Origin of the sequence: Micromonospora sp. WMMD754 (assembly GCF_049315235.1) — a bacterium.
In the GTDB taxonomy this organism is placed as follows: Bacteria; Actinomycetota; Actinomycetes; order Mycobacteriales; family Micromonosporaceae; genus Micromonospora; species Micromonospora sediminicola.
Genome location: NZ_CP186058.1, coordinates 4451486 through 4475000, shown reverse-complemented (window position 1 = coordinate 4475000; position 23515 = coordinate 4451486). Strand labels below are relative to the sequence as shown.

The 23515-nt window shown below is 74.7% G+C and carries 24 protein-coding genes; 16 read left to right on the top strand and 8 right to left on the bottom strand.

What is annotated here, in order from left to right:
* Window positions 1-341: 341 nt before the first annotated feature.
* On the bottom strand, window positions 342-1625 hold the full coding sequence (gene tyrS, locus ACN27B_RS21600) for a tyrosine--tRNA ligase (RefSeq protein ID WP_091583721.1): 1284 nt from the start codon (window positions 1623-1625) through the stop codon (window positions 342-344).
* Window positions 1626-1733: 108 nt separating this feature from the next.
* Between tyrS and ACN27B_RS21595 the strand changes: the two genes are divergently transcribed.
* The 4 genes from ACN27B_RS21595 (at window position 1734) to ACN27B_RS21580 (ending at window position 4096) form a co-directional block, all read left to right on the top strand.
* Complete coding sequence (locus ACN27B_RS21595; protein WP_172967997.1) at window positions 1734-2117, top strand: PaaI family thioesterase; 384 nt, start codon at window positions 1734-1736, stop codon at window positions 2115-2117.
* A 71-nt stretch (window positions 2118-2188) separates the two neighbouring features.
* Window positions 2189-3415, top strand: coding sequence for an NRAMP family divalent metal transporter (locus tag ACN27B_RS21590; RefSeq protein ID WP_422741363.1), 1227 nt, complete (start codon window positions 2189-2191; stop codon window positions 3413-3415).
* A complete protein-coding gene (locus ACN27B_RS21585) occupies window positions 3412-3792 on the top strand; it encodes a hypothetical protein (protein WP_422741362.1) in 381 nt (126 codons plus the stop codon). Before ACN27B_RS21590 ends, ACN27B_RS21585 begins: the two co-directional genes overlap by 4 nt.
* Entirely contained in the window at window positions 3779-4096 is a 318-nt protein-coding gene (locus ACN27B_RS21580) for a hypothetical protein (RefSeq protein ID WP_099161491.1), read from the top strand. The genes ACN27B_RS21585 and ACN27B_RS21580 overlap by 14 nt, the downstream gene beginning before the upstream one ends.
* A 22-nt stretch (window positions 4097-4118) precedes the next feature.
* Here ACN27B_RS21580 and ACN27B_RS21575 read toward each other — a convergent pair whose 3' ends face one another.
* Entirely contained in the window at window positions 4119-5486 is a 1368-nt protein-coding gene (locus ACN27B_RS21575; RefSeq protein WP_253866545.1) for a hemolysin family protein, read from the bottom strand.
* A 190-nt stretch (window positions 5487-5676) separates the two neighbouring features.
* On the opposite strand from ACN27B_RS21575, the gene ACN27B_RS21570 reads away from it, so the two are divergent.
* Window positions 5677-6291: a TetR/AcrR family transcriptional regulator gene (locus tag ACN27B_RS21570; RefSeq protein WP_216642355.1), complete on the top strand. Its 615-nt coding sequence runs from the start codon at window positions 5677-5679 to the stop codon at window positions 6289-6291.
* A gap of 72 nt (window positions 6292-6363) precedes the next feature.
* Complete coding sequence (locus ACN27B_RS21565) at window positions 6364-7881, top strand: FAD-dependent monooxygenase (protein ID WP_422741361.1); 1518 nt, start codon at window positions 6364-6366, stop codon at window positions 7879-7881.
* A 6-nt stretch (window positions 7882-7887) separates the two neighbouring features.
* On the opposite strand, the gene ACN27B_RS21560 is transcribed toward ACN27B_RS21565, so the two are convergent.
* Both ACN27B_RS21560 and ACN27B_RS21555 read right to left on the bottom strand, forming a co-directional pair.
* Window positions 7888-8514: a hypothetical protein gene (locus ACN27B_RS21560; protein ID WP_422741360.1), complete on the bottom strand. Its 627-nt coding sequence runs from the start codon at window positions 8512-8514 to the stop codon at window positions 7888-7890.
* 10 nt (window positions 8515-8524) lie between these two features.
* Window positions 8525-9028, bottom strand: a complete 504-nt coding sequence (locus tag ACN27B_RS21555) for a GNAT family N-acetyltransferase (RefSeq protein ID WP_099161495.1) — start codon at window positions 9026-9028, stop codon at window positions 8525-8527.
* 134 nt (window positions 9029-9162) lie between these two features.
* Here ACN27B_RS21555 and ppdK point away from each other — a divergent pair, with 134 nt between their 5' ends.
* The 5 genes from ppdK to ACN27B_RS21530 all read left to right on the top strand — a co-directional run bounded on the left by ppdK (window position 9163) and on the right by ACN27B_RS21530 (window position 15830).
* Window positions 9163-11823 carry a pyruvate, phosphate dikinase gene (gene ppdK / locus ACN27B_RS21550; protein ID WP_422741359.1) on the top strand — a complete coding sequence of 887 codons (2661 nt, stop codon included), beginning with the start codon at window positions 9163-9165 and terminating at the stop codon, window positions 11821-11823.
* A 12-nt stretch (window positions 11824-11835) separates the two neighbouring features.
* Window positions 11836-12303 (top strand): hypothetical protein, encoded by a 468-nt coding sequence (locus ACN27B_RS21545; RefSeq protein WP_099161497.1) that lies wholly within the window; start codon window positions 11836-11838, stop codon window positions 12301-12303.
* A 160-nt stretch (window positions 12304-12463) separates the two neighbouring features.
* Window positions 12464-14710 (top strand): formate C-acetyltransferase, encoded by a 2247-nt coding sequence (pflB, locus tag ACN27B_RS21540; protein WP_422741358.1) that lies wholly within the window; start codon window positions 12464-12466, stop codon window positions 14708-14710.
* On the top strand, window positions 14707-15480 hold the full coding sequence (gene pflA, locus ACN27B_RS21535; protein WP_422741357.1) for a pyruvate formate-lyase-activating protein: 774 nt from the start codon (window positions 14707-14709) through the stop codon (window positions 15478-15480). Before pflB ends, pflA begins: the two co-directional genes overlap by 4 nt.
* A gap of 29 nt (window positions 15481-15509) precedes the next feature.
* Complete coding sequence (locus ACN27B_RS21530) at window positions 15510-15830, top strand: hypothetical protein (RefSeq protein WP_422741356.1); 321 nt, start codon at window positions 15510-15512, stop codon at window positions 15828-15830.
* Here the strand turns inward: ACN27B_RS21530 and ACN27B_RS21525 are convergent.
* Window positions 15806-16276 carry a cyclic nucleotide-binding domain-containing protein gene (locus tag ACN27B_RS21525; RefSeq protein WP_098745310.1) on the bottom strand — a complete coding sequence of 157 codons (471 nt, stop codon included), beginning with the start codon at window positions 16274-16276 and terminating at the stop codon, window positions 15806-15808. The two genes, ACN27B_RS21530 and ACN27B_RS21525, sit on opposite strands and share 25 nt — an antisense overlap.
* 157 nt (window positions 16277-16433) lie before the next feature.
* On the opposite strand from ACN27B_RS21525, the gene ACN27B_RS21520 reads away from it, so the two are divergent.
* Both ACN27B_RS21520 and ACN27B_RS21515 read left to right on the top strand, forming a co-directional pair.
* Entirely contained in the window at window positions 16434-17339 is a 906-nt protein-coding gene (locus ACN27B_RS21520) for a universal stress protein (RefSeq protein ID WP_099161500.1), read from the top strand.
* A 124-nt stretch (window positions 17340-17463) separates the two neighbouring features.
* Complete coding sequence (locus tag ACN27B_RS21515) at window positions 17464-18348, top strand: universal stress protein (RefSeq protein ID WP_355524963.1); 885 nt, start codon at window positions 17464-17466, stop codon at window positions 18346-18348.
* A 33-nt stretch (window positions 18349-18381) separates the two neighbouring features.
* On the opposite strand, the gene ACN27B_RS21510 is transcribed toward ACN27B_RS21515, so the two are convergent.
* Together ACN27B_RS21510 and ACN27B_RS21505 are read right to left on the bottom strand one after the other, a co-directional pair.
* Window positions 18382-19008, bottom strand: a complete 627-nt coding sequence (locus ACN27B_RS21510; RefSeq protein WP_422741355.1) for a CE1759 family FMN reductase — start codon at window positions 19006-19008, stop codon at window positions 18382-18384.
* On the bottom strand, window positions 19005-20105 hold the full coding sequence (locus ACN27B_RS21505) for an LLM class flavin-dependent oxidoreductase (protein WP_355524969.1): 1101 nt from the start codon (window positions 20103-20105) through the stop codon (window positions 19005-19007). The genes ACN27B_RS21510 and ACN27B_RS21505 overlap by 4 nt, the downstream gene beginning before the upstream one ends.
* Before the next feature lie 120 nt (window positions 20106-20225).
* Between ACN27B_RS21505 and ACN27B_RS21500 the strand changes: the two genes are divergently transcribed.
* The 3 genes from ACN27B_RS21500 to ACN27B_RS21490 all read left to right on the top strand — a co-directional run bounded on the left by ACN27B_RS21500 (window position 20226) and on the right by ACN27B_RS21490 (window position 21979).
* A complete protein-coding gene (locus tag ACN27B_RS21500) occupies window positions 20226-20843 on the top strand; it encodes a DNA-3-methyladenine glycosylase (protein WP_099161504.1) in 618 nt (205 codons plus the stop codon).
* 281 nt (window positions 20844-21124) lie between these two features.
* Complete coding sequence (locus tag ACN27B_RS21495) at window positions 21125-21559, top strand: DNA-binding protein (RefSeq protein ID WP_253866547.1); 435 nt, start codon at window positions 21125-21127, stop codon at window positions 21557-21559.
* Between the two features lie 66 nt (window positions 21560-21625).
* The gene (locus tag ACN27B_RS21490; RefSeq protein ID WP_091577928.1) at window positions 21626-21979 is read left to right on the top strand and encodes an MmcQ/YjbR family DNA-binding protein; all 354 of its coding nucleotides are present in this window, start codon (window positions 21626-21628) and stop codon (window positions 21977-21979) included.
* Between the two features lie 64 nt (window positions 21980-22043).
* Here the strand turns inward: ACN27B_RS21490 and argH are convergent, their stop codons facing one another.
* Window positions 22044-23507: an argininosuccinate lyase gene (gene argH, locus ACN27B_RS21485; RefSeq protein WP_422746031.1), complete on the bottom strand. Its 1464-nt coding sequence runs from the start codon at window positions 23505-23507 to the stop codon at window positions 22044-22046.
* Window positions 23508-23515: the final 8 nt, after the last annotated feature.

Below are 23515 nucleotides of genomic sequence, written 5' to 3'. Positions count from 1 at the left end.
GGTGTCTTCCGGTTTGTCGTGCATCACCCTTTTACCGGGCACCCCGATTCAACCGACTTCCGTCGGCTGTTCCGAGGAATTCGGCAGGACAGCCGCCCGCGGTTTCCCGCTGGCCCGTCCGTTTCCCTGCCGGCCGACAACCTTACCCGGTCGGTTCCGCCTCACCAAATCCGCCTTCCGGCGGATCCGGGGCACCGCCCGTGTCCCAGGTCCTGCGCTCCGGCCTTCCAGGTCTTTCGCCCTGTTCGTCCGTTCCGCGCTGGCAGAGAGAAAGTTACGCGCCCGGCGGATTGATCGTCAAATCCGCCGGGCGCGTCCCGCGTCACATCCTCGACCGATGGCTATCCGCGCAGCTCAACGCCCGCGAAGGAACGCTTGCCACGACGCAGCACCAGGTAACGCCCGTGCAGCAGGTCCGCCGGCGAGACGGTCGCGTCGACCTCGGCGATCCGGGTGTTGTTGACGTAGGCGCCACCCTCCGCGATCACCCGCCGGGCCTCCTTCATGCTCGGCACCAGGCCCGACTCCTTGAGCAGGCCGGCCACGTCCGGCAGCTCGTCGAGGTGCACCAGACCGGCCTCGGTGAGCGCCGCGCGCAGCGTCTCCGGGGCCAGCTCGTCGAGCGAACCGCGCCCGAACAGCGCCTGACTCGCGGCCACCGCCTGCGCCGTCTCCCGCTCGCCGTGCACCAGGGTGGTCAGCTCCTCGGCGAGCGCCCGCTGGGCCAGGCGCGCCTGCGGACGTTCCGCTGTCGCCTTCTCCAGTTCCTCCAGCTCCTCACGGGAGCGGAAGCTGAAGTACCGCAGGTAGCGGCTGACGTCGCGGTCGTCGGCGTTGACCCAGAACTGGTAGAACGCGTACGGGCTGGTCATCTGCGGGTCGAGCCAGACCGTGCCGGTCTCGCTCTTGCCGAACTTGGTGCCGTCGGCCTTGGTCACCAGCGGCGTGGTGAACGCCTCCACCGGCCCGGCGCCGCGACGGCGGATGTAGTCCACCCCGGCGGTGATGTTGCCCCACTGGTCGGAGCCGCCGTACTGGAGCCGGCACCCGTGCCGGCGGTGCAGCTCGAAGAAGTCGTTGGCCTGCAGGAGCTGGTAGCTGAACTCGGTGTAGCTGATGCCGCTCTCCAGCCGGGCCTTCACCACCTCCCGGGCCAGCATCTTGTTCACCGGGAAGTGCTTGCCGACGTCCCGGAGGAACTCGACCACCGACATCTCGCCGGTCCAGTCCAGGTTGTTCACCAGCTGGGCCGCGTTCTCCCCGGTGTACGTCACGAACGGCGAGAGCTGGTCGCGGATGCGCCGGACCCAACCGGCGATGACCTCGGGCGGGTTCAGCGTCCGCTCGGCGCTCTCCTTGGGGTCGCCGATCTGACCGGTGGCGCCGCCGACCAGCAGCAGCGGCCGGTGTCCGGCGAGCTGGAGCCGGCGCGCCATGACGACCTGCATCAGGTTGCCGATGTGCAGGCTGGGCGCCGTGGGGTCGAAGCCCACATAGAAGGTGGTGCTCCCGCCGTCGAGCAGCTCGCGCAGCTCGTCGAGGCCGGTCGAGTCCTGGATCAGGCCCCGCCACAGCAGGTCTTCGGTCAGGGAGTCCCGCCCCTGCGGGAGGTTGCTGTCGGTCACGGTCACCGATTCTCCCCCATCCCCCGGCCCGGGCCGTACCCGGTTTGCCCACCGTGGGGCCGACTAGGCTGGCGGCGCCGTCGAGCGCGAGGAGGAACCGCGGTGGAGATGCCGAACCTGAGCGGGGGTTTCGTGGCCCTGTTGGGGCTGACGTTCGACGAGGTCAGCGGCGACCGGGTGGTGATCCGCTGGAAGGTCCGCCCGGAGCTGCACCAGCCGTACGGGATCCAGCACGGCGGCGTCTACTGCTCGGTGGTGGAGACCGCGGCCAGCGTCGGTGGCGCACTCTGGCTGGGCGAGCGGGGCAACGTGGTCGGGGTGTCGAACCAGACCGACTTCCTGCGCGCGGTCCGCGACGGGGAGCTGACCGCGGTAGGCACGCCGGTGCACCGGGGGCGCAGCCAGCAGCTCTGGCTGGTGGAGATCACCGACGGGGACGCGCGTCTGGTCGCGCGCGGCCAGGTGCGGTTGCAGAACCTCACCGCCGGCTGACCCATTCGCCCGAAACCGGGCGCTGACGCCGATATCGTCGCGTCGATGAGACCGCGTGCCGCCGACCTGACGTGAGGAAGCTCCTCGCCGTCACCCTGGGCGTGCTGTCTGCGGTCGGCGGCTTCGTCGACATCGGCGACCTGGTGGCCGCCAGCCAGGCCGGCGCGCTGTTCGGCATGGCCCACGCCTGGGTGCTGCTGGTCGGGGTGGTGGGCATCTGCGCGTACGCGGAGATGGCCGGCCGGATCGCGGCGGTGAGCGGCCGGGCGGTGTTCGACCTGGTCCGGGAGCGGCTCGGCCCGCGGGTGGCGCTGCTCAACCTGGTCGCGTCGTGGCTGGTCACGGTGGTCACCCTGGCGGCGGAGCTGGGTGGGGTGGCGCTCGCGCTGCAACTGGCGACCGGGCTGAGCCACCTGCTCTGGGTGCCGCTGGCCGCGCTGGCGGTCTGGTTGGTGCTGTGGCGGATGCGGTTCGAGCTGATGGAGCGGATCTTCGGCCTGGCCGGGCTGGCGTTGCTGGTGTTCGCGGTCGCGCTGGTCGCGCTGCCGACCGACTGGGCGGAGCTGGGGCGCGGGGCGTGGCAGGTCGGCGCGGCCGGGCACGGCTGGCCGCTGTACTGGTTCGTGGCGGTGGCGCTGTTCGCGTCGACCGTCAGCCCGTACGAGGTGTTCTTCTTCTCCTCCGGCGGGGTCGAGGAGCGGTGGAGCGCGGCGGACCTGGCGCACGCCCGCTCCAACGTGCTGATCGGTTTCCCGGTGGGTGGGTTCCTGGCGCTGTCGCTGATCGCCGTGGCGACGGTGGCCTACCACCCGTCGGGGACGTCGCTGGGCACGCTGGACGAGGTGGCCCGGCCGGTGGCGGCCGCGCTGGGCGGGGCCGGGCTGGCCGCGGCCGTGCTGGCGTTCTTCGCGGTGACGTTCGGCGCGGCGTTGGAGACCGGGCTGTCCGCGGCGTACGCGGCGGCGCAGTACTTCGGGTGGCAGTGGGGCAAGCGGGTCAGCCCGCGGGAGGCAGCCCGGTTCCACAGCGTTCTGCTGGTCGGGCTCCTGCTCGGGGTGGTGATGCTGATGACGACCGTGGACCCGGTGCGGTTGACCGAGTACATGCTGGTGCTGAGCGCGGTGGTGCTCCCGTTGACCTATCTGCCGATCCTGGTGGTGGCCAACGACCGGGGATACCTCGGCGACCGGGTCAACGGGTGGTGGACCAACCTGCTCGGCGCGGTGTTCCTGCTGCTGATCGTGGCCGCGTCGGTGGCGGCGATCCCGCTGGCGGTGATGACGGGGATGGGGCGATGAGGGTCCAGCTCGCGAAACGGCTGCTCGACCGGCAGATCGTCGACGTCGACGGTCGCCTCGTGGGGCGGGTCGACGACATCGCGTTCGCGGTCGACGACGAGGGCTATCCGTACGTGGACTGTCTGCTCACCGGTCAGGGGGCGCTCGGCCAGCGGATCGGCGGCTGGGCGGGGCGGCTGCTGGTGGGGGTGGCCGACCGGTTCACCGACGACCCGCCGGTGCCGCCGTTGCGCGTGCCGCTGGCCCAGGTGGCCCGGGTGGACAGCGCGGTCCGGTTGCGCTGCCGGGCCGCGGACCTGCCGCCGTCACCGGTGGAGTCGTGGCTGCGGCGGCACCTGATCGAACGGATCCCGGGGTCGAACCGTGCGAGCGGGTGAACTTCTCGGCCGCGCCGCGTACGACCTGCACGGGCGGCGGCTGGGCCGGGTGGTGGACGTGGTGGTGCGGGGCGGCTGGCCGCCGGACCGGCTGCGGATCACCGACGTGATCGTCGCCGGGCACTGGTGGACCCGGGTGACGAGCCGGCTGATCGGACCGGAACTGCACCCGTCCGGGCCGTGGCTGCTGCGGGCGGTCGCCCGGCTGATCGGGCGCAGCACGCACCAACTTCCGGCGGACGCGGTGCAGCTGCGGCCGCCGGTGCCCGGTTTCCCGTTCGGCCCGCCGGCCGACCGTCGGTGACCCGGGCCGGCCGGGGGACGGCTCAGTGCCGGGCCTCGTCCAGGGCCCGGTCCGTGGAGCCGTCGGTCGCCTCGTCCGTGCCGTCGGCCGGGTCCCCGTCGCCGTCGTCCGGGCCGCGCCGGCTGCGGCGGCGGACCTGCACCTCGGTGATGGCGCGCTGGTCGACGCCGGCGACGGTCAGCTCCCAGCCGTCGACCTGGACCGTCTCCCCGGCGACCGTCGGGATGTGGCCGAGGCAGATCAGGACCAGCCCGGCGACGGTGGTGTAGTCGCCGGCCGGCCGGTTCGGCAGGTCCACGCCGAGGTCGGTGAGGTCGTGCACCGGGAAGGTGCCGGGCAGCACCAGCGTCCCGTCGGCCTCGGTGCGGACCGCGCGCAGGTCCCGGTCGGTCTCGTCGTAGATCTCGCCGACGATCTCCTCGAGGATGTCCTCCAGCGTGACGATCCCGTCGACCGCGCCGCGCTCGTCCACCACCAGCGCGATGTGCTGGCGCTCGGCCTTGAACTGACGCAGCGCGTCGACCACGGGAAGCGAGTCGGGCAGCAGCATCGGCGGTCGGGCGATCTCGTCGACCGGCCGGTCGTCGGGGACGCCGACCAGGTCGCGCAGGTGGATCACGCCGACCGCGTCGTCCAGGCCGCCGTGGCGGACCACGGGCGCCCGGGAGTGGCCGGTGGCCGCGAGGACCAGCCGCGCGGCGTCCGCGGTGGTGCCGCTGTCGAGCGTGAAGACCTGCAACCGGGGTACGAGGACCGCGCGCAGCTGACGGTCGGCGATCTCCACCGCGCCGGCGATGATGGTGCGCTGCTCCTTGGTGAAGCCGTGGTTGCCGGCGACGATGTCGCGCAGCTCGTCCGGACCGATCTCGTCGGGCTCGTGCTTGGGGTCGAGGCCGAAGAGGCGGACCACCAGGTCGCTGGTGGCGCCGAGCGCCCACACCGCCGGCCGGGTCACGCTGGCCAGCATGTCCAGCGGGCGGGCCACCAGCAACGCCCACCGCTCGGCGGACTGCATGGCGATGCGCTTGGGCGCCAGCTCGCCGAAGACCAGCGTGACGAACGTGAGGACCAGGGTGACCGCGACGATGGCGACGGTCTCGGCGGCGTCGCCGAACGCGCCGAGCAGCGGCACCAGCGGGCGGGCCAGCGAGACCGCGGCGGCGGCGGAGGCGAGGAACCCGGCGAGGGTGATGCCGATCTGGATGGTGGCCAGGAACCGGTTCGGGTCCTTGGCGAGGCGGGCCAGCGTACGGCCGGCGCGGCTGCTGCGCTCCAGCCGCTGCAGCTGGCTGTCCCGCAACGAGACCAGGGCCATCTCGCTGCCGGCGAAGGCCGCGTTGACGATCACCAGCACACCGACCAGGGCCAACTGGCTCCAGTAGCTCTGCACGAGCGGTTCTCTCCCTCGGCCCGATCCCAGTCGGCCGATGGCCGACTCGCCGGCCGGCAGATCCGGTCGGCGTTGCCCCTCTGTGCCCCGCCGACGCGCGCCTGAATCCTGTGCGGGCACCGGCCGTACGGGCCAAAAAATGCGCGGTCCGCATCTTTACGTTCCACGCATCTTTTGCTACCGTGGCATCGTGAGCGGACTGCGGGAGCGCAAGAAGGCCGAGACCCGGGCGGCGCTGAGTTGGGCGGCGATCCGGCTGACCGTGGCGCGCGGCTACGACAACGTGCTGGTCGAGGACATCGCCCAGGCCGCCGGCGTGTCCCCGCGCACGTTCAACAACTACTTCGCCAGCAAGGCCGAGGCGATCGCGGCCCGGCACCTCGACCGCAGCCGCCGGGTGGCGGACGCGCTGCGGGCGCGTCCGGCCGGCGAGCCGCTCTGGTCCGCGATCGAGGCGGCGGTCCTGTCGGCGTGGGCGCCGGGGCCGGAGGTTGCGCAGTCGCCCCCGAACGCCCACGACGAGTGGGTCGCCGGCCTGCGCGTGATGCTCGCCGAGCCGGCGCTGCAGGGCGAGATGCTGCGGTCCGGCGCGCTCGCCGAGGCGGAGCTGGCCGAGGCGGTCGCCGAGCGCACCGGCACCGACGCCGCCCACGACCTCTACCCGCACCTGGTGGCCGCCGCGGTCGGCGCGGCTTCCGGCGCGGCGACGCGGCACTTCCTCCGCGCCGACCGGCCGGAGCCGGTCGCCCGACTCCTCTCCGACGCGCTGGCCCAGCTCGCCGCCGGCCTGCCCCCGCCCCGCTGACCCGCCCGCTCCCCCGCCCGGTCGGCCGCCGGCCCACCGGCCGGTTCGCCGTACCCTGGAAAGGATCTTGCCATGATCGATGTCCTGGTCGTCGGGGCCGGGCCGAACGGCCTGATGCTCGCCGGCGAGCTGGCGCTGGCCGGGATCCGGCCGGTGGTGTGCGACCGGCTGGTCGAGCCGACCACCGAGAACCGGGCCAACGGCCTGGTCGGCCAGGTGGTCCGGATGCTCGACCGGCGCGGCCTGTACCAGCGCCTCACCGGCGACGCCGCGCCACCGCGACCGGCGCCCCGGTTCGTCTTCGGCGCGTTGCCGCTGGACCTGAGCGGTGTCGCGGACAACCCGCTGCACGGGCTGGCCGTGCCGCAGCGGCAGATCGAGCGGGTGCTCGCCGAGCGGGCCGCCGAGCTGGGCGTGCGGATACGCCGGGGGCACGAGGTGACGGCACTGCGGCAGCGCGACGACGCGGTGGAGGTCGGGTTCGCCGACGGCACGTCGCTCACCTGCCGGTACCTGGTCGGCGCGGACGGCGGGCACAGCACGGTCCGCAAGCTCGCCGCAATCGGCTTCCCGGGCGTGACCACGGACCGGTCCGTCTCGCGTACCGCCCAGGTCGGCGTGCCGGCGGAGTCGATCGACCCGGCCACCGGCGGCATCAGGGTGCCCGGTCACGGGGTCGTCCCGCCGTTCCACCACACCCGCACCGAACGTGGACTGATCGTCTGGGCGCCGTTCCCCGACCGCCCGCCCCTGGTCAGCACCACCGAGTGGCCGGACGAGCCGGAGGCGTCGACGCCGATGACGCTCGCCGAGATGCGGGCCAGCATCGCCCGGGTGATCGGCGCCGAGGTGCCGCTCGCCCCGCCGGCCGGCGCCGGACCGCACGTGCTGCGCCGCCTGGTCGGCGGCAACACGCGGCTGGCCGAGCGCTACCGCGACGGGCGGGTGCTGCTGCTCGGCGACGCCGCCCACGTGCACTCCGCGATCGGCGGCCCGGGACTCAACCTGGGGTTACAGGACGCGGTCAACCTCGGCTGGAAGCTGGCCGCGCGGCTGCACGGCTGGGCGCCGGACGGGTTGCTCGACACCTACGAGACCGAGCGCCGCCCGGCGGCCCGGCGGGTCACCGTGTCGACCCAGGCCCAGTCCGCCCTGATCGCGCCCGGAAGCGAGGTCACCGCGCTGCGCGAGCTGGTCGCCGAGCTGCTCGCCCGGCCGGAGAACGCCGCGCACGTGGCCGCGCTGATGGCCGGCGCGGACGTGCGCTACGACCTTGGGCCGGGTGCGCCGCCGGTCGGGAGCTGGGCGCCGGACGTGCAGGTGCACGGCGACGCCGGGCCGGTACGGCTGGCCGAGCTGACCCGCGACGCGCGCCCGTTGCTGCTCGACGGCACCGGCGCCCTGGCCGACGCCGCCGGGCCGTGGCGCGACCGGGTCGACCTGGTCACCGGCCGGCTGGGCGGCACCACCTCGACCGCGCTGCTGCTGCGGCCCGACTGCTACGTCGCCTGGGCGTCCACCGCCGGCGCCCTGGACCGGGACGGGCTGCGCGCCGCGCTCGGCCGCTGGTTCGGCCAGCCCCGGGACTGACCGGACTCAGGCCGGGACGGGCAGGTCCAGCACGTACGCGTCGCCCTCCGGGCGGAAGCCGAGCCGGTGGTAGTAGGGGGCGACCATCCCCGGCGGGCTGACCACCCGGCGGAAGCCCCGGTCGGTGAAGAGGCGGCTGCGCCGGTAGACGAACTCGCCGGGGGTGAAGTCGCGGAACGGCGGGGTGACGTAGTCCAGGTCGATCTGGGCCACCCCGTCGGCCTCGGCGTGCGACACCATCACGCCCACCACCTCGTCGGCCCGGACCACCAGGAAGGCGGAGCGGTCGGCGTCGGTCGGGTCCCACCGGAACGCCGGGTTGAACCGGGCGATGTCGGCGGCGTGCACCCGCAGCGTGTGGGCCAGGAACGCGTCGTCGGTGCCCACCTCCACCACCTGGTAGGTCTGCTCGTCGTGCCGGGTGGCCAGCAGCCGGCGCAGGTACCAGACGTTGATCACGGCGAGCACCACGTTCAGCCCGACCATCGGCCAGACGTGCACGGCGGCGTTGTAGCCGATCAGGATCAGGCAGCCGACCAGGTTGAGCGCGCGCAGCCGCAGGATGCGCGTCTGCAGCAGGGACCAGACCAGCAGCGCGGAGCCGGCCCAGCCGACGAGTTCCAGCCAGTTCACCCCGGGGAGACTAGTGGGCGCCCTGGTCAGCCGCCCCGGCGGGCAGCTCCAGCACGTACTCCTCGACCTCCGCGCCGCGGCCCGCGGCGTATCCGGAGTCCTCGCCGACCACGACGAAGCCGCACTTGCGCAGCACCGCGAGGGAGGCGGCGTTGTCCTTGGCGGCGCGGGCGTGCACCGGCCCCGGCGGCAGCTCGCGCAGCAGCGCGCGGAGCGCGGCGGTGGCGTGACCGCGACCCCAGCGGGCCGGGTCGATCCAGTAGCTGACCTCGGTGCGCTCACCGACCGGGAACGCGGCCACCCGCCCGACCACCTCGCCGTCGACCACCACGGCGCGGTTGACGATCCGCTCGTCGGCGCGGATGCGCGCCCAGTGGGCGTCGAACGCGGCCCGGTCGGACGGGTCCGCCGGGCCGAAGGCGGCCATCCAGGTGGCCTGCGGATCCTGCTCGTGGGCGAAGAACGCGGGCAGGTCGTCGTCGCGTACCGGGCGGAGCCGCACCTCACTGGTCACGGCCGGGAACGATACGCGGCCCCACCGACACGCTCGGGACCTCCGGCCCGCCTGAGGTCCCGTCCGGCCCTGCCGCGCCGACCGCCGGCACCGCTACCAAGGAGGAGGAACGACACAGCCGAGGAGGCCGGACCATGCCGAAGTACGTCTACGACTTCATCGAGGGTGACCGGAGCCGGGCCGACCTGCTCGGCGGCAAGGGCGCCAACCTGGCCGAGATGACCCGGCTCGGGCTGCCCGTGCCACCCGGGTTCACCGTGACCACCGACGCCTGCCGCGCCTACCTGGCCACCGGCGCCCCGCCGGCCGGGCTGTACGAGGAGATCAACGCGCACCTGCGCGAGGTCGAGGCGCGGCTGGACCGGTGGCTGGGCGACCCGCGCGACCCGCTGCTGCTGGCGGTCCGCTCCGGCGGGCGGTTCTCGATGCCGGGGATGATGGAGACGATCCTGGACATCGGGCTGAACGACGCCACGGTGGCCGGGCTCGCCGCGCGCACCGGCGAGGAGCGCTTCGCCTGGGACTCCTACCGGCGGTTGATCCAGATGTTCGGCCGCACCGTGCACGGCATCCCGGCCGAGGAGTTCGAGCACGAGCTGGCGGCGGTGCGGGCCACCGCCGGGCCGGGCGGGCCGAGCGCCGAGCAGCTGCGCGACCTGGTCGACACGTACAAGAAGATCTTCGCCCGGCACGTCGGTCACGACTTCCCGCAGGCCCCGCACGAGCAGCTCTTCCTGGCCGTGCGGGCGGTGTTCTCCTCGTGGCACTCGGAGCGGGCCCGGATCTACCGGCGCCAGGAGCGGATCCCGGACGACCTGGGCACCGCGGTCAACGTGATGGCCATGGTGTTCGGCAACCTCGGCCCCGACTCCGGGACCGGGGTGGCGTTCACCCGCGACCCGGCCACCGGCGCGCCCGGCGTGTACGGCGACTACCTGACCGACGCGCAGGGCGAGGACGTGGTGGCCGGCATCCGCAACACGGTGCCGCTGACCGAGCTGGCCCGGCTGGACCCGGCGAGCTTCCACCGGCTGCGGGAGATCATGGCGACGCTGGAGCGGCACTACCGCGACCTGTGCGACGTCGAGTTCACCATCGAGCGCGGCCGGCTGTGGATGCTGCAGACCCGGGTCGGCAAGCGCACCCCGGCGGCAGCGTTCGTGATCGCCGCGCAGCTGGCCGAGGAGGGGCTGATCACCGCCGACGAGGCGCTGACCCGGGTCACCGGGGCGCAGCTCGCCCAGCTCGCGTTCCCCGCCTTCGACCCGACCGGCGCGCCGGAGCCGCTCGCCGTCGGGGTGGGCGCGTCGCCGGGAGCCGCGGTGGGGCGGGTGGTGTTCGACTCCGCCGCCGCGGCGGCGGCCACCGGGCCGGTGATCCTGGTCCGCCCGGAGACCACCCCGGACGACCTGCCCGGCATGATCGCCGCGGCCGGCGTGCTCACCTCGCGCGGCGGCAAGACCTCGCACGCCGCCGTGGTGGCCCGGGGCATGGGCCGCACCTGCGTGTGCGGGGCGGACGCGCTGCGCATCGACGTCGAACGCGGCGAGTTCCGCGTCGGCGACCGGGTGGTGCCGGCCGGCGAGCTGATCTCGATCGACGGCACCAGTGGACGGATCTGGCTCGGCGAGGTGCCGGTGCAGCCGTCCCCGGTGGCTCGCTACCTGGCCGGTGAGCTGCGCCCGGAGAGCGACCCGCTGGTCGCCGCCGTGCACCGCATGCTCACGCACGCCGACGCGGTGCGGACGCTCGGGGTGCGGGCGAACGCGGACACGCCGGAGGACGCGCGCCGGGCCCGCCGCTTCGGCGCCGCCGGGATCGGGTTGTGCCGGACCGAGCACATGTTCCTCGGCGAGCGCCGGGAACTGGTCGAGCGGCTGATCCTGGCCACGGACCCGACCGAGCTGCGGGCGGCGCTGGACGCGCTGCTGCCGTTGCAGCGGGCCGACTTCGTCGGGCTGCTGGCCGCGATGGACGGTCTGCCGGTCACCGTGCGGCTGCTGGACCCGCCGCTGCACGAGTTCCTGCCCCCGCTGGCCGAACTGACCGCCCGGGTGGCCCGTGCCGAGGCGCGCGGCGAGGACCCGGGTCGCGACGCGACGCTGCTGGCGGCGGTGCGGCGGATGCACGAGGCGAACCCGATGCTCGGGCTGCGCGGCGTCCGGCTCGGGCTGGTGGTGCCGGGGCTGTTCGCCATGCAGGTGCGGGCGCTCGCGGAGGCGGCCGCGCAGCGGCTGCGGGCCGGCGGCGACCCGCGCCCGGAGATCATGGTCCCGCTGGTCGGGGACGTGCGGGAACTCGCCGCCGTCCGGGACGAGGCGCGCCGCGTGCTGGCCGCTGTCGACGGCGCACCGGAGATCCCGATCGGCACCATGGTCGAGACGCCCCGGGCGGCGCTCACCGCCGGGGAGATCGCCGGCGAGGCGAGCTTCTTCTCCCTCGGCACCAACGACCTGACGCAGACCACCTGGGCGTTTTCCCGGGACGACGTGGAGGGGTCGTTCTTCCCCGCGTACCTGGCCCGGGGCATCTTCGGGGTGTCGCCGTTCGAGAGCGTCGACACCGCCGGCGTCGGGCGGCTGGTCCGGCTCGCCGTCGCCGAGGGCCGGGCGGCCCGGCCGGACCTGACCGTCGGCGTCTGCGGCGAGCACGGCGGCGACCCCGACTCGATCGCGTTCTTCGCCGCGGCCGGACTCGACTACGTGTCCTGCTCGCCGTACCGGGTGCCGGTGGCGCGGTTGGCCGCCGGCCGGGCCGCGGTCGAGGCCGGCACCGACAACTCCGACTCCCGCTAGGAGGGCAGCGTCATGACCGCCATCTTCAACCCGACCGGCCTGGCCACCGTTCCCCCGGTTCCCCGGCCCGCGCCGCCGGCCGCGGACCCGGCGCCCGCCGCCCCCGAGCCGGTGGCCCCGGCCGCCGTCGGTGCGGTGGGGCCGGTGCTGGAGCTGCCCGGCACGCCGGGCGCCGCGCTGGTGCCGGTGACCTGCTCCGGTCGCCCGGTGGGCGCGTTCGTCCTGGCCGACGGCCGGGTCCGCTACCGCCGGGTGGTCGACCCGGACCAGCTGGTCGCGGCCGCCACCGGCGCGTTCGCGGTGGCCGCGCTCACCGCCGCCGTGGCGCTGTGGTCCCGCCGCCGCCCACCGGCGGTCGGCACGGTGACGATGGGCCCCGGCGGCTGGCTCAGCCTCCGCGGCGCGTCGATCCCCCGCCCCCGCCCCGACGACCGTCCCTGGTGGGCCCGCCTCCTGCGGGCCCACCCCCTCCCCCGCTGACCCCCCTGCCGCGCCGGGCGGCCGCCCGGCGCGGCAGCGGTCGTCGCGTCGACCCGGTCGGCGGGAGGGGCGTAGGTCCCGGGCACGGGGTCCGTGGGGCTCTGCCGGGAGGGCGGGCGGGCCGGGAGGCTCGGGGTGAAGGTCGAACGAGGGAGCGAGCATGAGCGGCAACCAGCGCACCGTGGATCCGTGGCGGGGATTCCGGGACGGACCGTGGCGGGAGACCGTCGACGTCGCCGACTTCGTCCGGCGCAACCACGAGCCCTACCCCGGCGACGCGTCGTTCCTCACCGGCCCGACCCCCCGCACCCTCGCGGTGTGGGACCGGCTGCGGGCCCTGTTCCCCGAGGAGCGCCGGCGCGGGGTGTACGACGTGGACGCGGCGACCCCGTCGACCATCACCTCGCACGCGCCCGGCTACGTCGACCGGGAGCGGGAGCTGATCGTCGGGTTGCAGACCGACGCGCCGCTGCGTCGGGCGATCATGCCGGCCGGCGGGCTGCGGATGGTGGAGACCGCGCTGCGGGCGTACGGCCGCGAGCCCGACCCGCGCGTGCACGAGATCTTCACCCGGTACCGCCGCACCCACAACGACGCGGTCTTCGACGCGTACCCGCGGGCGGTGCTGGCCGCCCGGCGCTCGCACGTGATCACCGGGCTGCCCGACGCCTACGGGCGGGGCCGGATCATCGGCGACTACCGCCGGGTGGCGCTGTACGGGGTGGACCGGCTGGTCGAGGAGCGGCGCGCCCACCGGGCCGCGCTGGACGACCGACGCAGCACCGACGAGGTGATCCGGGACCGGGAGGAGCTGGCCGAGCAGATCCGCGCGCTCGGCGAGCTGAAGGAGATGGCGGCCTCGTACGGCTTCGACATCTCCCGCCCGGCCGCCACCGGGCAGCAGGCGATCCAGTGGCTCTACTTCGCCTACCTGGCCGCGACCAAGGAGCAGAACGGCGCGGCCATGTCGCTCGGGCGCACCGCCGGCTTCGTCGACGTCTACCTGCGGCGGGACATCGCCGAGGGGCGGCTGGACGAGACCGGCGCGCAGGAGCTGGTCGACGACTTCGTGATCAAGCTGCGGATCATCCGCTTCCTCCGCACCCCCGAGTACGACCAGCTGTTCTCCGGCGACCCGACCTGGGTCACCGAGTCGCTCGGCGGGATGGGCGCGGACGGCCGACCGCTGGTCACCCGCACCACGTTCCGCTACCTGCAGACGCTCTACAACCTCGGTCCGGCGCCCGAGCCGAACCTGACCGTGCTCTGGTCGCCCCGGTTGCCCGACGGGTTCAAGCGCTTCTGCGCCCAGGTGTCGCTGGACACCAGCGCGATCCAGTACGAGAACGACGAGCTGATCCGCCCCGCGTACGACGACGACACCGCGATCGCCTGCTGCGTGTCGGCCATGCGGGTCGGCCGGGACATGCAGTTCTTCGGCGCCCGGGCGAACCTGGCCAAGGCGCTTCTCTACGCGATCAACGGCGGCCGGGACGAGCTGACCGGTGCGCAGGTGGCCCCGCCGACCCCGCCGGTCGGCGGCGAGACGCTCGACCACGACGAGGTGCTCGCCGCGTACGACCGGACGCTGGACTGGCTCGCCGAGACGTACGTGGACGCGTTGAACGTGATCCACCACCAGCACGACCGGTACGCGTACGAGCGGCTGGAGATGGCGCTGCACGACCACCCGGTGCGGCGGTTCATGGCCACCGGCATCGCCGGCCTGTCGGTCGCGGTGGACAGCCTCTCGGCCATCCGGTACGGCCGGGTCAAGGTGCTGCGCGACGCTACCGGGCTGGCCGTCGACTACGCGGTCGAGGGCGAGTTCCCGACGTACGGCAACGACGACGACCGGGCCGATGACATCGCCGTGTGGCTGGTCGAGACGTTCGCCGGGAAGCTGCGCCGGCAGCGCACCTACCGGGACGCCGAGCTGACCATGTCGGTGCTCACCATCACGTCGAACGTCGTCTACGGCACCCACACCGGCGCCACCCCGGACGGGCGGCGGGCCGGCGAGCCGTTCGCGCCCGGCGCCAACCCGATGAACGGCCGGGACACCCACGGCCTGGTCGCCTCGGCGCTGTCGGTGGCGAAGCTGCCGTACGACGCGGCCCGCGACGGCATCTCGTTGACCGGCACGGTCACCCCCGACGGCCTGGGTCACACCCGCGAGGAGCGGATCGCCAACCTGGCCGGGGTGCTCGACGGCTACACCGACGCCGGCGGGTTCCACCTCAACGTCAACGTGCTGGACCGGGCCACGCTGCTGGACGCGATGGCCCACCCGGAGCGGTACCCGCAGCTCACCGTCCGGGTCTCCGGGTACGCGGTGAACTTCGTCCGGCTCACCCGTGAGCAGCAGCGGGACGTGGTGTCCCGGACGTTCCACGGGTCGCTGTGAGCGGCCGTCCGCCGGTGGCGCCCGTCGCGGCGCCACCGGTCCTGCGCGGGGCGGTGCACTCCTGGGACACCTCGGTGGGGGTGGACGGACCGGGCACCCGGTTCGTCGTCTTCCTCGCCGGCTGCCCACTGCGCTGCCGCTACTGCCACAGCCCGGACACCTGGTACGGGCGCAGCGGCCGGCGACGCACGGTGGACGAGATGGTGGCCCTCGCGACCCGGTACCGCCGGTTCGTCGCGGTGGCCGGCGGCGGCGTCACGGTCAGCGGCGGCGAACCGTTGCTGCAACCGGCGTTCACCGGGGAACTGCTGCGCCGCTGTCACGCGCTCGGCCTGCACACCGCGCTGGACACCTCCGGGTTCCTCGGCGACCGCGCCGACGAGGCGCTGCTGGACGCCACCGACCTGGTGCTGCTCGACGTGAAGGCGGGCAGCCCGGCGACGTACCGGCGGGTCACCGGCACCGGCCGGCTCGCGCCGACGCTGCGGTTCGCCCGCCGGCTGGCCGACCGGGGCACGCCGATGTGGATCCGCTACGTGCTGGTCCCGGGGCTGACCGACGCCCCCGACGAGGTGGCCCGGGTGGCCGACGCGGCCGCCGGACTGGCCACCGTCGAGCGGGTCGAGGTGCTGCCGTTCCACCGGCTCGGCGCGCACAAGTACGCCGAGCTGGGCCTGGCCTTCCCGCTGGCGGACACCGCGCCGCCGGACCCGGAGCTGCTGGCCCGGGTACGCGGCCAGTTCGCCGACCGCGGCCTGACCGTCACCTGATCCGTCCGGCGCGACCCTAGGATGGGCGCATGCCTTCCGTACGATCGCGCCGCCGCCGGACCGCAGACCTCCGCACCGCGCTCGCGAGCGTGACCGGTGCGCGGGCGACGGGCGCGACGGCCGTCGGGGCCCGGGCCACCGGAGCGGGCGCGACCGGCGCGCGGGCCGTCGGCGCGCTGGCCCTGGGCGCCGTGGCGGTGGGTGCCCTGGCGGTGGGCTCGCTCGTGATCGGCCGGCTGGCCGTGCGCCGCGCGGTGATCCGCGAGCTGCGCATCGGCCGGTTGGAGGTGGGCGAGCTGGTCGTGCGGCGCACCACCGACCGGGGTCAGCTCGCCACGGACGTGGGATAGCCGTACAGGTCGAGCAGGCGCACCCGGGAGGCCTGCAGGCGATCCACCACGACGCTCATGAACCGGGCGGTGAGCTGCCGGCCGAGCGTGTCGTCGGACTCCATCAGCCGGCGCACCCCGTCCGCGTCCAGCTCGACCGCCGTGCTGCGCTGGGTGGCCACCGCGCCGAACTGCCAGCGGTAGGGCGGGAACAGCCAGGACCAGCCGAGCACCCCGCCCGCCCCGATCGTCTCGATGCCCACGTCGCCGCGACCGGGCACCGGGAAGTCCAGCGCGACCTGGCCGCCCCGGACCAGCCAGAACCGCTCGGCGGGCTGGCCGGCGCGGAACAGCCGGTGCCCGGGGTGCCAGACCACCGGGCGGGCGTACCCGGTGAGCCGGGGCAGCCACTCGTCGGGCAGCCCGGCCAGGAACGGGTGGACCCGGAGCATCTCCAGCGGGGTCATGGCGCCTCCACGGTCGGCAGAAGGAAGCCGTGGTTCCATCACACCCCGTCACGCCCCCGACGCGGAAGGGGCCGATGGTCCCGAGCTGCGCGGGGCGGTCGCCCCTGCCCGGGCACGGCCCGCCGGACCAGGCTGGAGGTGGACGAAGGAGGACGTGATGACCGACAGATCCGGTGCCCCCGTCGTGGTGGGTGTGGACGGTTCCCCGTCGGCGCTGGACGCGGTGCGGCTGGCCGCGCGGGAGGCGGTGCTCCGGCACCGGCCGCTGCGGGTGGTGAACGCGTTCCTGTGGCCGTTGCTCGGCACGCCGCTCGGCCCGGTCGCCGCCACGCTGCCCGACGACGAGCTGCGGCAGGAGGCCGGCAAGCTGGTCCAGGAGGCGATCGACGAGGCCCGCAAGGTCGACCCCGACCTGCCGGTGAGCGGCGCGGTGGTGGACGGCGGGCCGGTCGCGGTGCTGCTGCGGGAGAGTCGCGACGCGGCGCTGCTCGTGCTGGGGCACCGCGGTCTGGGCGGCTTCGCCGAGCTGCTGGTCGGTTCGGCGGCGGTGCAGCTCTCCGCCCGCGCCGACTGCCCGGTGCTGATCGCCCGGGGCGACGCCCGGGCGGCCGGACCGGTGGTGGTCGGGGTGGACGGCTCCGCGCTGTCGACCGAGGCGGTCGGCTTCGCGTTCGCCGAGGCCGCCCGGCGCGGCGCCGACCTGGTCGTCGTGCACACCTGGCTCTATCCGCAGCCGGTGACGCGGCGGGAGAGCTACGGCGACATCATGCCCCTGGTGTACGACCCGGAGCGGCTGCGCGCGGACGAGGAGCGGGTGCTCGCCGAGGCGGTGGCCGGCTGGGCGGAGCGCTACCCGGAGGTCACGGTGCGGCCGAAGCTGATCGCCGCCACCCCGGCCCGGGCGCTGGTCGAGGAGTCCACCGACGCGCAGCTGACCGTGGTCGGCGCGCACGGACGGGGCACCCTCGGCGGGCTGCTGCTCGGCTCGGTCAGCCACGCGGTGCTGCACCACTGCCGCAGCCCGCTGGCGATCGTGCGGCACCGGCGGGAGCCGGCCGGCTGACCGGTCCGCGTCCACGGGCGCCGGTCGGGCGCGCAGCCGCCCGACCGGCGCCCGGATCCGTGGCGTCGCCCGCGCGGCGGGGCCCGGACGGCCACAATGGCGGGAGTCGACCGAGGGGGTCCCGATGAACCGACCCGTCGTGGCGGGGGTGGACGGATCGCCGTCCAGCCTGGCCGCCGCCGAGCTGGCCGCCGCGACCGCCGTCGCGCGGTCCCGGCCCCTGCTGCTGGTGCACGGCTACCTGCACCCGCTCGGCTACGGGGTGCCGCTCAACCCGTACGACCTCGGGGTGCCGGCGCCGACCGAGGAGGCGGAGAAGATGCTGGAACGCGTCGCCGCCGAGCTGGCCGAACGGCATCCCGGCCTGCGGGCACAGGTGCGGCAGGTCGCCGGCGGCCCGGGCGCGGCCCTGGTCGAGGAGTCGCGCCGGGCCGAGCTGGTGGTGGTGGGCAGCCGGGGCGTGGGCGGCTTCGCCGGCCTGCTGCTCGGCTCGGTGGGCGGGCAGCTGGCGCAGCACGGGCACTGCCCGGTGCTGGTGGTCCGCCCGGCCGAGGAGCCGATCCCGGTGGGCGGCCCGGTGGTGGTCGGCGTGGACGGCTCCGACTCCGCGGCGTACGCGGTGGAGCTGGCCGCGGACGAGGCCGACCGCCGCGACGCCGAGCTGGCGCTGCTGCACGTCCGGTCGCCGGAGCGCGGCGCGGTGGCGCCGGAGGTCGCCGCCGAGGCGGGCACCGCCGAGCGGGCCGAGGCGACGGAGCTGCTGGCCACGGCGGCCGACACGGTCCGCCGGGCGCATCCGGGGCTGCGGGTGACCGAGCGCGCCGTCGTCGCCGCCTCCCCGGAGACCGCGCTGCGGGAGGCGAGCGGCGAGGCGTCGCTGGTGGTGGTCGGCTCCCGGGGTCGGGGCGGCTTCGCCGGGCTGCTGCTCGGCTCGGTCAGCCAGGCCCTGGTGCAGCACGCCCACTGCCCGGTGCTGGTGGCCCACCGGCCGGAACCGGCCGACGACTGACCTCGGTCGGCGACCGGTCCGGCCGACCCGGGTTCAGGACGGGTCGCGGCCGGCGAGCAGGTCGGCGAAGTCGGTGGTGAGCGCGAACGGGTCGGCCGGGCCGGTCGCGGGCGGCCGGTGGTCCACCTGCTCGGCCAGTTCGCCGGCGGCCCGCCGGATCCGGGCCCGCAGCGCGCTGTCGCCGTCGTCGCCGGCCCAGTCCTCGGGCGCGGCGAAGACCGCCGTCGGCAGCACGACCGCCCGCAGGTACGTGAACATCGGGCGCACCGCGTGCTCCAGCGCCAGCGAGTGCCGCGCGGTGCCGCCGGTCGCCGCGATCAGCACCGGCTTGCCGGCCAGCGCGTCCCGGTCGACCACGTCGAAGAAGGACTTGAACAGCCCGTTGTAGGACGCGTTGAACACCGGCGTGACGGCGATCAGCCCGTCGGCCGCCGCGACCGTGTCCAGCGTCCGGCGCAGCGCGCCCGGCGGGAAGCCGGTGAGCAGGTGGTTCACCACGTCGTGCGCGTGCTCGCGCAGCTCCACCGCGCGCAGGTCCACGTCCGCGCCGCGACCGGCCAGCTCGTCGCGGGCGGCCGCGGCGAGCTGGTCGGCGAGCAGGCGGGTGGACGAGGGCTGGCCGAGACCGGCCGAGACGACCGCGAGCGTACGCCGGGTCATCGGTCCTCCTCCGTGGTCGTCGCGGCGTCGCGGGCGGCGAGCAGGGCGGCGTGGGTGGGCGCCTCGGGCACGTGCGCGGGACGCATCGAGTCGAACTCCTTGCGCAGCACCGGGACCACCTCCTCGCCCAGCAGGTCGAGCTGCTCCAGCACCGTCTTCAGCGGCAGGCCGGCGTGGTCCATCAGGAACAGCTGCCGCTGGTAGTCGCCGACGTACTCGCGGAAGCCCAGCGTGCGGTCGATGACCTGCTGCGGGCTGCCCACGGTCAGCGGCGTCTCCCGGGTGAACTCCTCCAGCGACGGGCCGTGCCCGTAGACCGGGGCGTTGTCGAAGTAGGGCCGGAACTCGCGCACCGCGTCCTGGGAGTTGCGGCGCATGAACACCTGCCCGCCGAGGCCGACGATCGCCTGGTCGGGTGAGCCGTGGCCGTGGTGCGCGAAGCGCTCGCGGTAGAGGCCGACCATCCGCTGGGTGTGCTCCTTGGGCCAGAAGATGTGGTTGGCGAAGAAGCCGTCGCCGTAGTAGGCGGCCTGCTCGGCGATCTCGGGGCTGCGGATGGAGCCGTGCCAGACGAACGGCGGGATGCCGTCGAGCGGGCGTGGGGTCGAGGTGAACGACTGCAGCGGGGTGCGGAAGCGGCCCTTCCAGTCGACCACGTCCTCGCGCCACAGCCGGTGCAGCAGGTCGTAGTTCTCGATGGCGAGCGGGATGCCGTTGCGGATGTCCTGCCCGAACCACGGGTAGACCGGGCCGGTGTTGCCGCGACCCATCATCAGGTCCACCCGGCCGTCGGCCAGGTGCTGGAGCATCGCGTAGTCCTCGGCGATCTTCACCGGGTCGTTGGTGGTGATCAGCGTGGTCGAGGTGGACAGCAGCAGCCGTTCGGTGCGCGCGGCGATCCAGCCGAGCATGGTGGTCGGCGACGACGGCACGAACGGCGGGTTGTGGTGCTCGCCGGTGGCGAACACGTCCAGCCCGACCTCCTCGGCCTTGAGCGCGATGGTGGTCATGGCCGTGATCCGGTCCCGCTCGGACGGCCGCCGACCGGTGGTCGGGTCGACCGTGACGTCACCGACGGTGAAGATTCCGAACTGCATGACCAGCTCCTCGGGTGGGGTGCGGACCGGGCGGTCCGGGGATCGCCCCGCACAACATACTTGACGAGTCAACTATTCCGGGAGGCGCGTGGCCCCGACCGTCCGGCTAACCTTGCCGCGATGACGTACCCCTGGCTCCGGGCCCCGGCGGCGCAGGTCGCGGCCACCGCGCAGACCCTCCTCGGCTGGACCGTCTCGGCGAACGGCGTGCGCGTGCGGTTGACCGAGGTCGAGGCGTACGCCGGCACCGGCGAGGACCCCGCCTCGCACGCCCACCGCGGACCCACACCCCGCAACCAGGTCATGTTCGGCCCCGCCGGGCACGTCTACGTGTACTTCGTGTTCGGCATGCACTGGTGCGCCAACATCGTCTGCGGTCGGGACGGCGAGGCGGCGGCCGTGCTGCTGCGCGCCGGCGCGGTGGTGGACGGGATCGAGACCGCCCGGGAGCGCCGCCCCCGCGCGTCGGACCGGGACCTGGCACGCGGGCCGGCCCGCCTGGTCAGCGCGCTCGGCCTCGGGCGGGACGCCAACGGCACCTCGGCGGTCGACGGCACCGGCCCGCTGCTCCTGACCCCGCCCGGGACGCCGGTCGACCCGGCGCGGATCGTCGCCGGCCCGCGGGTCGGCGTGGCCGCCGCCCACGACCTGCCGTGGCGCTTCTGGCTCGCCGACGAGCCCACCGTGAGCGTCTACCGCCGCCACACCCCCCGCCGCCGCTCCCCGCTCCCCCGCTAGCCGCCCACCCCGCCCGCACCCGCCCGGCGCCCGCGCCGCGCCCGCCGACCCCAGCCACGCCGATCAAGGGGTTCGCGTCACGGCAGGAGAGGGCGGCTGACGCGAACTCCTTGATCAACGCGCGGCTCGCGGGCGGGAGGAGCGGGGCAGGCAGGTGGGGTGGGGTGGGGTGGGGTGGCAACCCGACGGTCCCGCGAAGCGTCTCACTGTCAGGAGAGCAGGGCGTTGCGCACGAGTGACTTTCAACGGGGTGTTGACAACATGTCGCTCTCGGGTGTGGGATGGACGACATGGTCACCGTGGACAACGACCCGTTCACCGCTCCGGATGCTGCCCAGGCCCGCGCGCACCGCAACTACGCGGCGCTGCTGCGGATCGCCGAGCGGCACGCCGGCACGAACTCTCGCCGTCGCCGCTACGCGCACCCCGACGTGCCCGACGCGTACGAGGCGGCCACGCTGGTGATGGCGCTCGCCGGCGGCGCCGAACTGGAGGAGGGCGAGGAACCGGTCGACCAGGCCGACCTGATGGCCGCGCTGACCCTGATCCCGCACGTGCGGGCCGAGGTCGACGTGCTGGAGGCCGGGCTGCTGCAGGTGGCCCGCGGGCGCGGCATGACCTGGCAGGCGATCGCGTTCGGGCTGGGGCTGGGCAGCGCTCAGGCCGCCCGGCAGCGCTACGAGCGGCTCACCGTCCGCACCGGCACCGGCGACTGAGCCGGGGCCGGCGGACTGTCACAGCGGCGGGCGAGACTGTGCCGGACGACGGCACGGGAGGACGCGATGACGCGCGAGGAGATGCTGGCCTACTGCCTGGCCAAGCCGGGAGCCTGGCTCGACCGGCCGTGGGAGGGCGACGAGGTGGTGAAGGTGGGCAGCCGGATCTTCGCCTTCCTCGGCTCGCCCGAGGGCGAGGCCAGGATCGGCGTCAAGTGCGGCCCGACGCGGGAGGTCGCCGACGAGTGGGTGCACCGGTTCCCGGCCGACGCCCGCCCGTCGCCCTACATCGGCCGGTCCGGCTGGAACACGCTGCGGCTGGAGGGTGGCATCCCCGACGACGAGCTGGTCGACGCCGCCGACGGCTCCTACGACGCGGTGGTGGCCAAGCTGCCGAAACGCGAGCGGCCGGCCGGTTGACCGCGCGTGGAGCAGGACGCGGCTCGACCGGGGCGGGCGCTCGCCCGCCCCGGGGCCGGGTGGCTCAGCGGGGCACGACCGCCTCGGCGGCCCACTCCCGCCAACCCGCCAGCTTGTCCGCCGCGGCGGCGAGCTGATCGGCGACCGGCCCGGGGCCGGTGGAGCCGGGGGTGGTGCGGGCCGCGAGGGCCGAACGCACCGAGAGCACGTCGCGCACCGACGGGTCCAGGTGCTCGCTGACCGCGGCCAGATCGGCGTCGGAGACCTCGTCCAACGCGCAGTCCCGGGCCGCGCAGAGCGCGACCAGCCGGCCGGTGATCTCGTGCGCGTCGCGGAACGGCACGTTGCGCCGGACCAGCCAGTCGGCGACCTCGGTGGCCAGGGAGAAGCCGGACGGCGCGCTGGCCACCAGACGGTCCACCCGGACCGTCATCGTGGAGATCATCCCGGCCAGCGCGGGCAGCAGCAGTTCCAGCGTGTCGACCGCGTCGAACGCCGGCTCCTTGTCCTCCTGCATGTCCCGGTCGTAGGTCATCGGCAGGCCCTTGAGCATGGTCAGCACGCTCATCAGGCCACCGACCAGCCGACCGGACTTGCCCCGGGCCAGCTCGGCGATGTCCGCGTTCTTCTTCTGCGGCATGATCGACGAGCCGGTGGCGAACGCGTCGTCCAGCTCGACCCAGCCGAACTCCTGCGACGTCCAGAGCACCACCTCCTCGCCGAGGCGGGACAGGTGCACGCCGACCATCGCGGTGACGAAGAGGAACTCGGCGACGAAGTCCCGGTCGGCGACCGCGTCCATCGAATTGGCGAACGAGGTGCGGAAGCCCAACTCCTTGGCGACGGCCACCGGGTCCAGCGGCAGACCCGAGCCCGCCAGCGCGCCCGCGCCGAGCGGGCTGATGGCGGTCCGCTCGTCCCAGTCGCGCAGCCGTTCCAGGTCGCGCAGCAGCGGCTGCACGTGGGCCAGCAGCCAGTGCCCGAACGTCACCGGCTGGGCGTGCTGCAGGTGCGTCATGCCCGGCGCCGCGGTGTCGACGTGCCGCTCCGCCTGCTCGATGAGCGCCTCGGCCAGCTCGACCAGCCGGGCCGCCACCCCACGGGCGTGGTCGCGCAGGTAGAGCCGCAGGTCGGTGGCGACCTGGTCGTTGCGGGACCGGCCGGCGCGCAGCTTGCCGCCGAGGCTGCCCAGCCGTTCCAGCAGGCCCCGCTCCAGGGCGGTGTGCACGTCCTCGTCGTCCACCGTGGGACGGAACGCGCCGGACGCGCACGCCGCCTCCAGGTCGTCCAGCGCGGCCAGCATCCGACCCAGCTCCTCCGGGTCGAGCAGACCGGCGCCGGCGAGGACCCGGGCGTGCGCCCGGGAACCGGCGAGGTCGTACGGGGCGAGACGCCAGTCGAACTGGACACTCACCGACAGCCGCGCGAGCGCCTCGGCGGGACCGCCGGCGAACCGGCCTCCCCAGAGGCTCGTCCGGTTGGTGGCGGCGCTGTTCTCGGTCAGGCTCTTGTCGTCCACCCCACCCATTGTGAAGG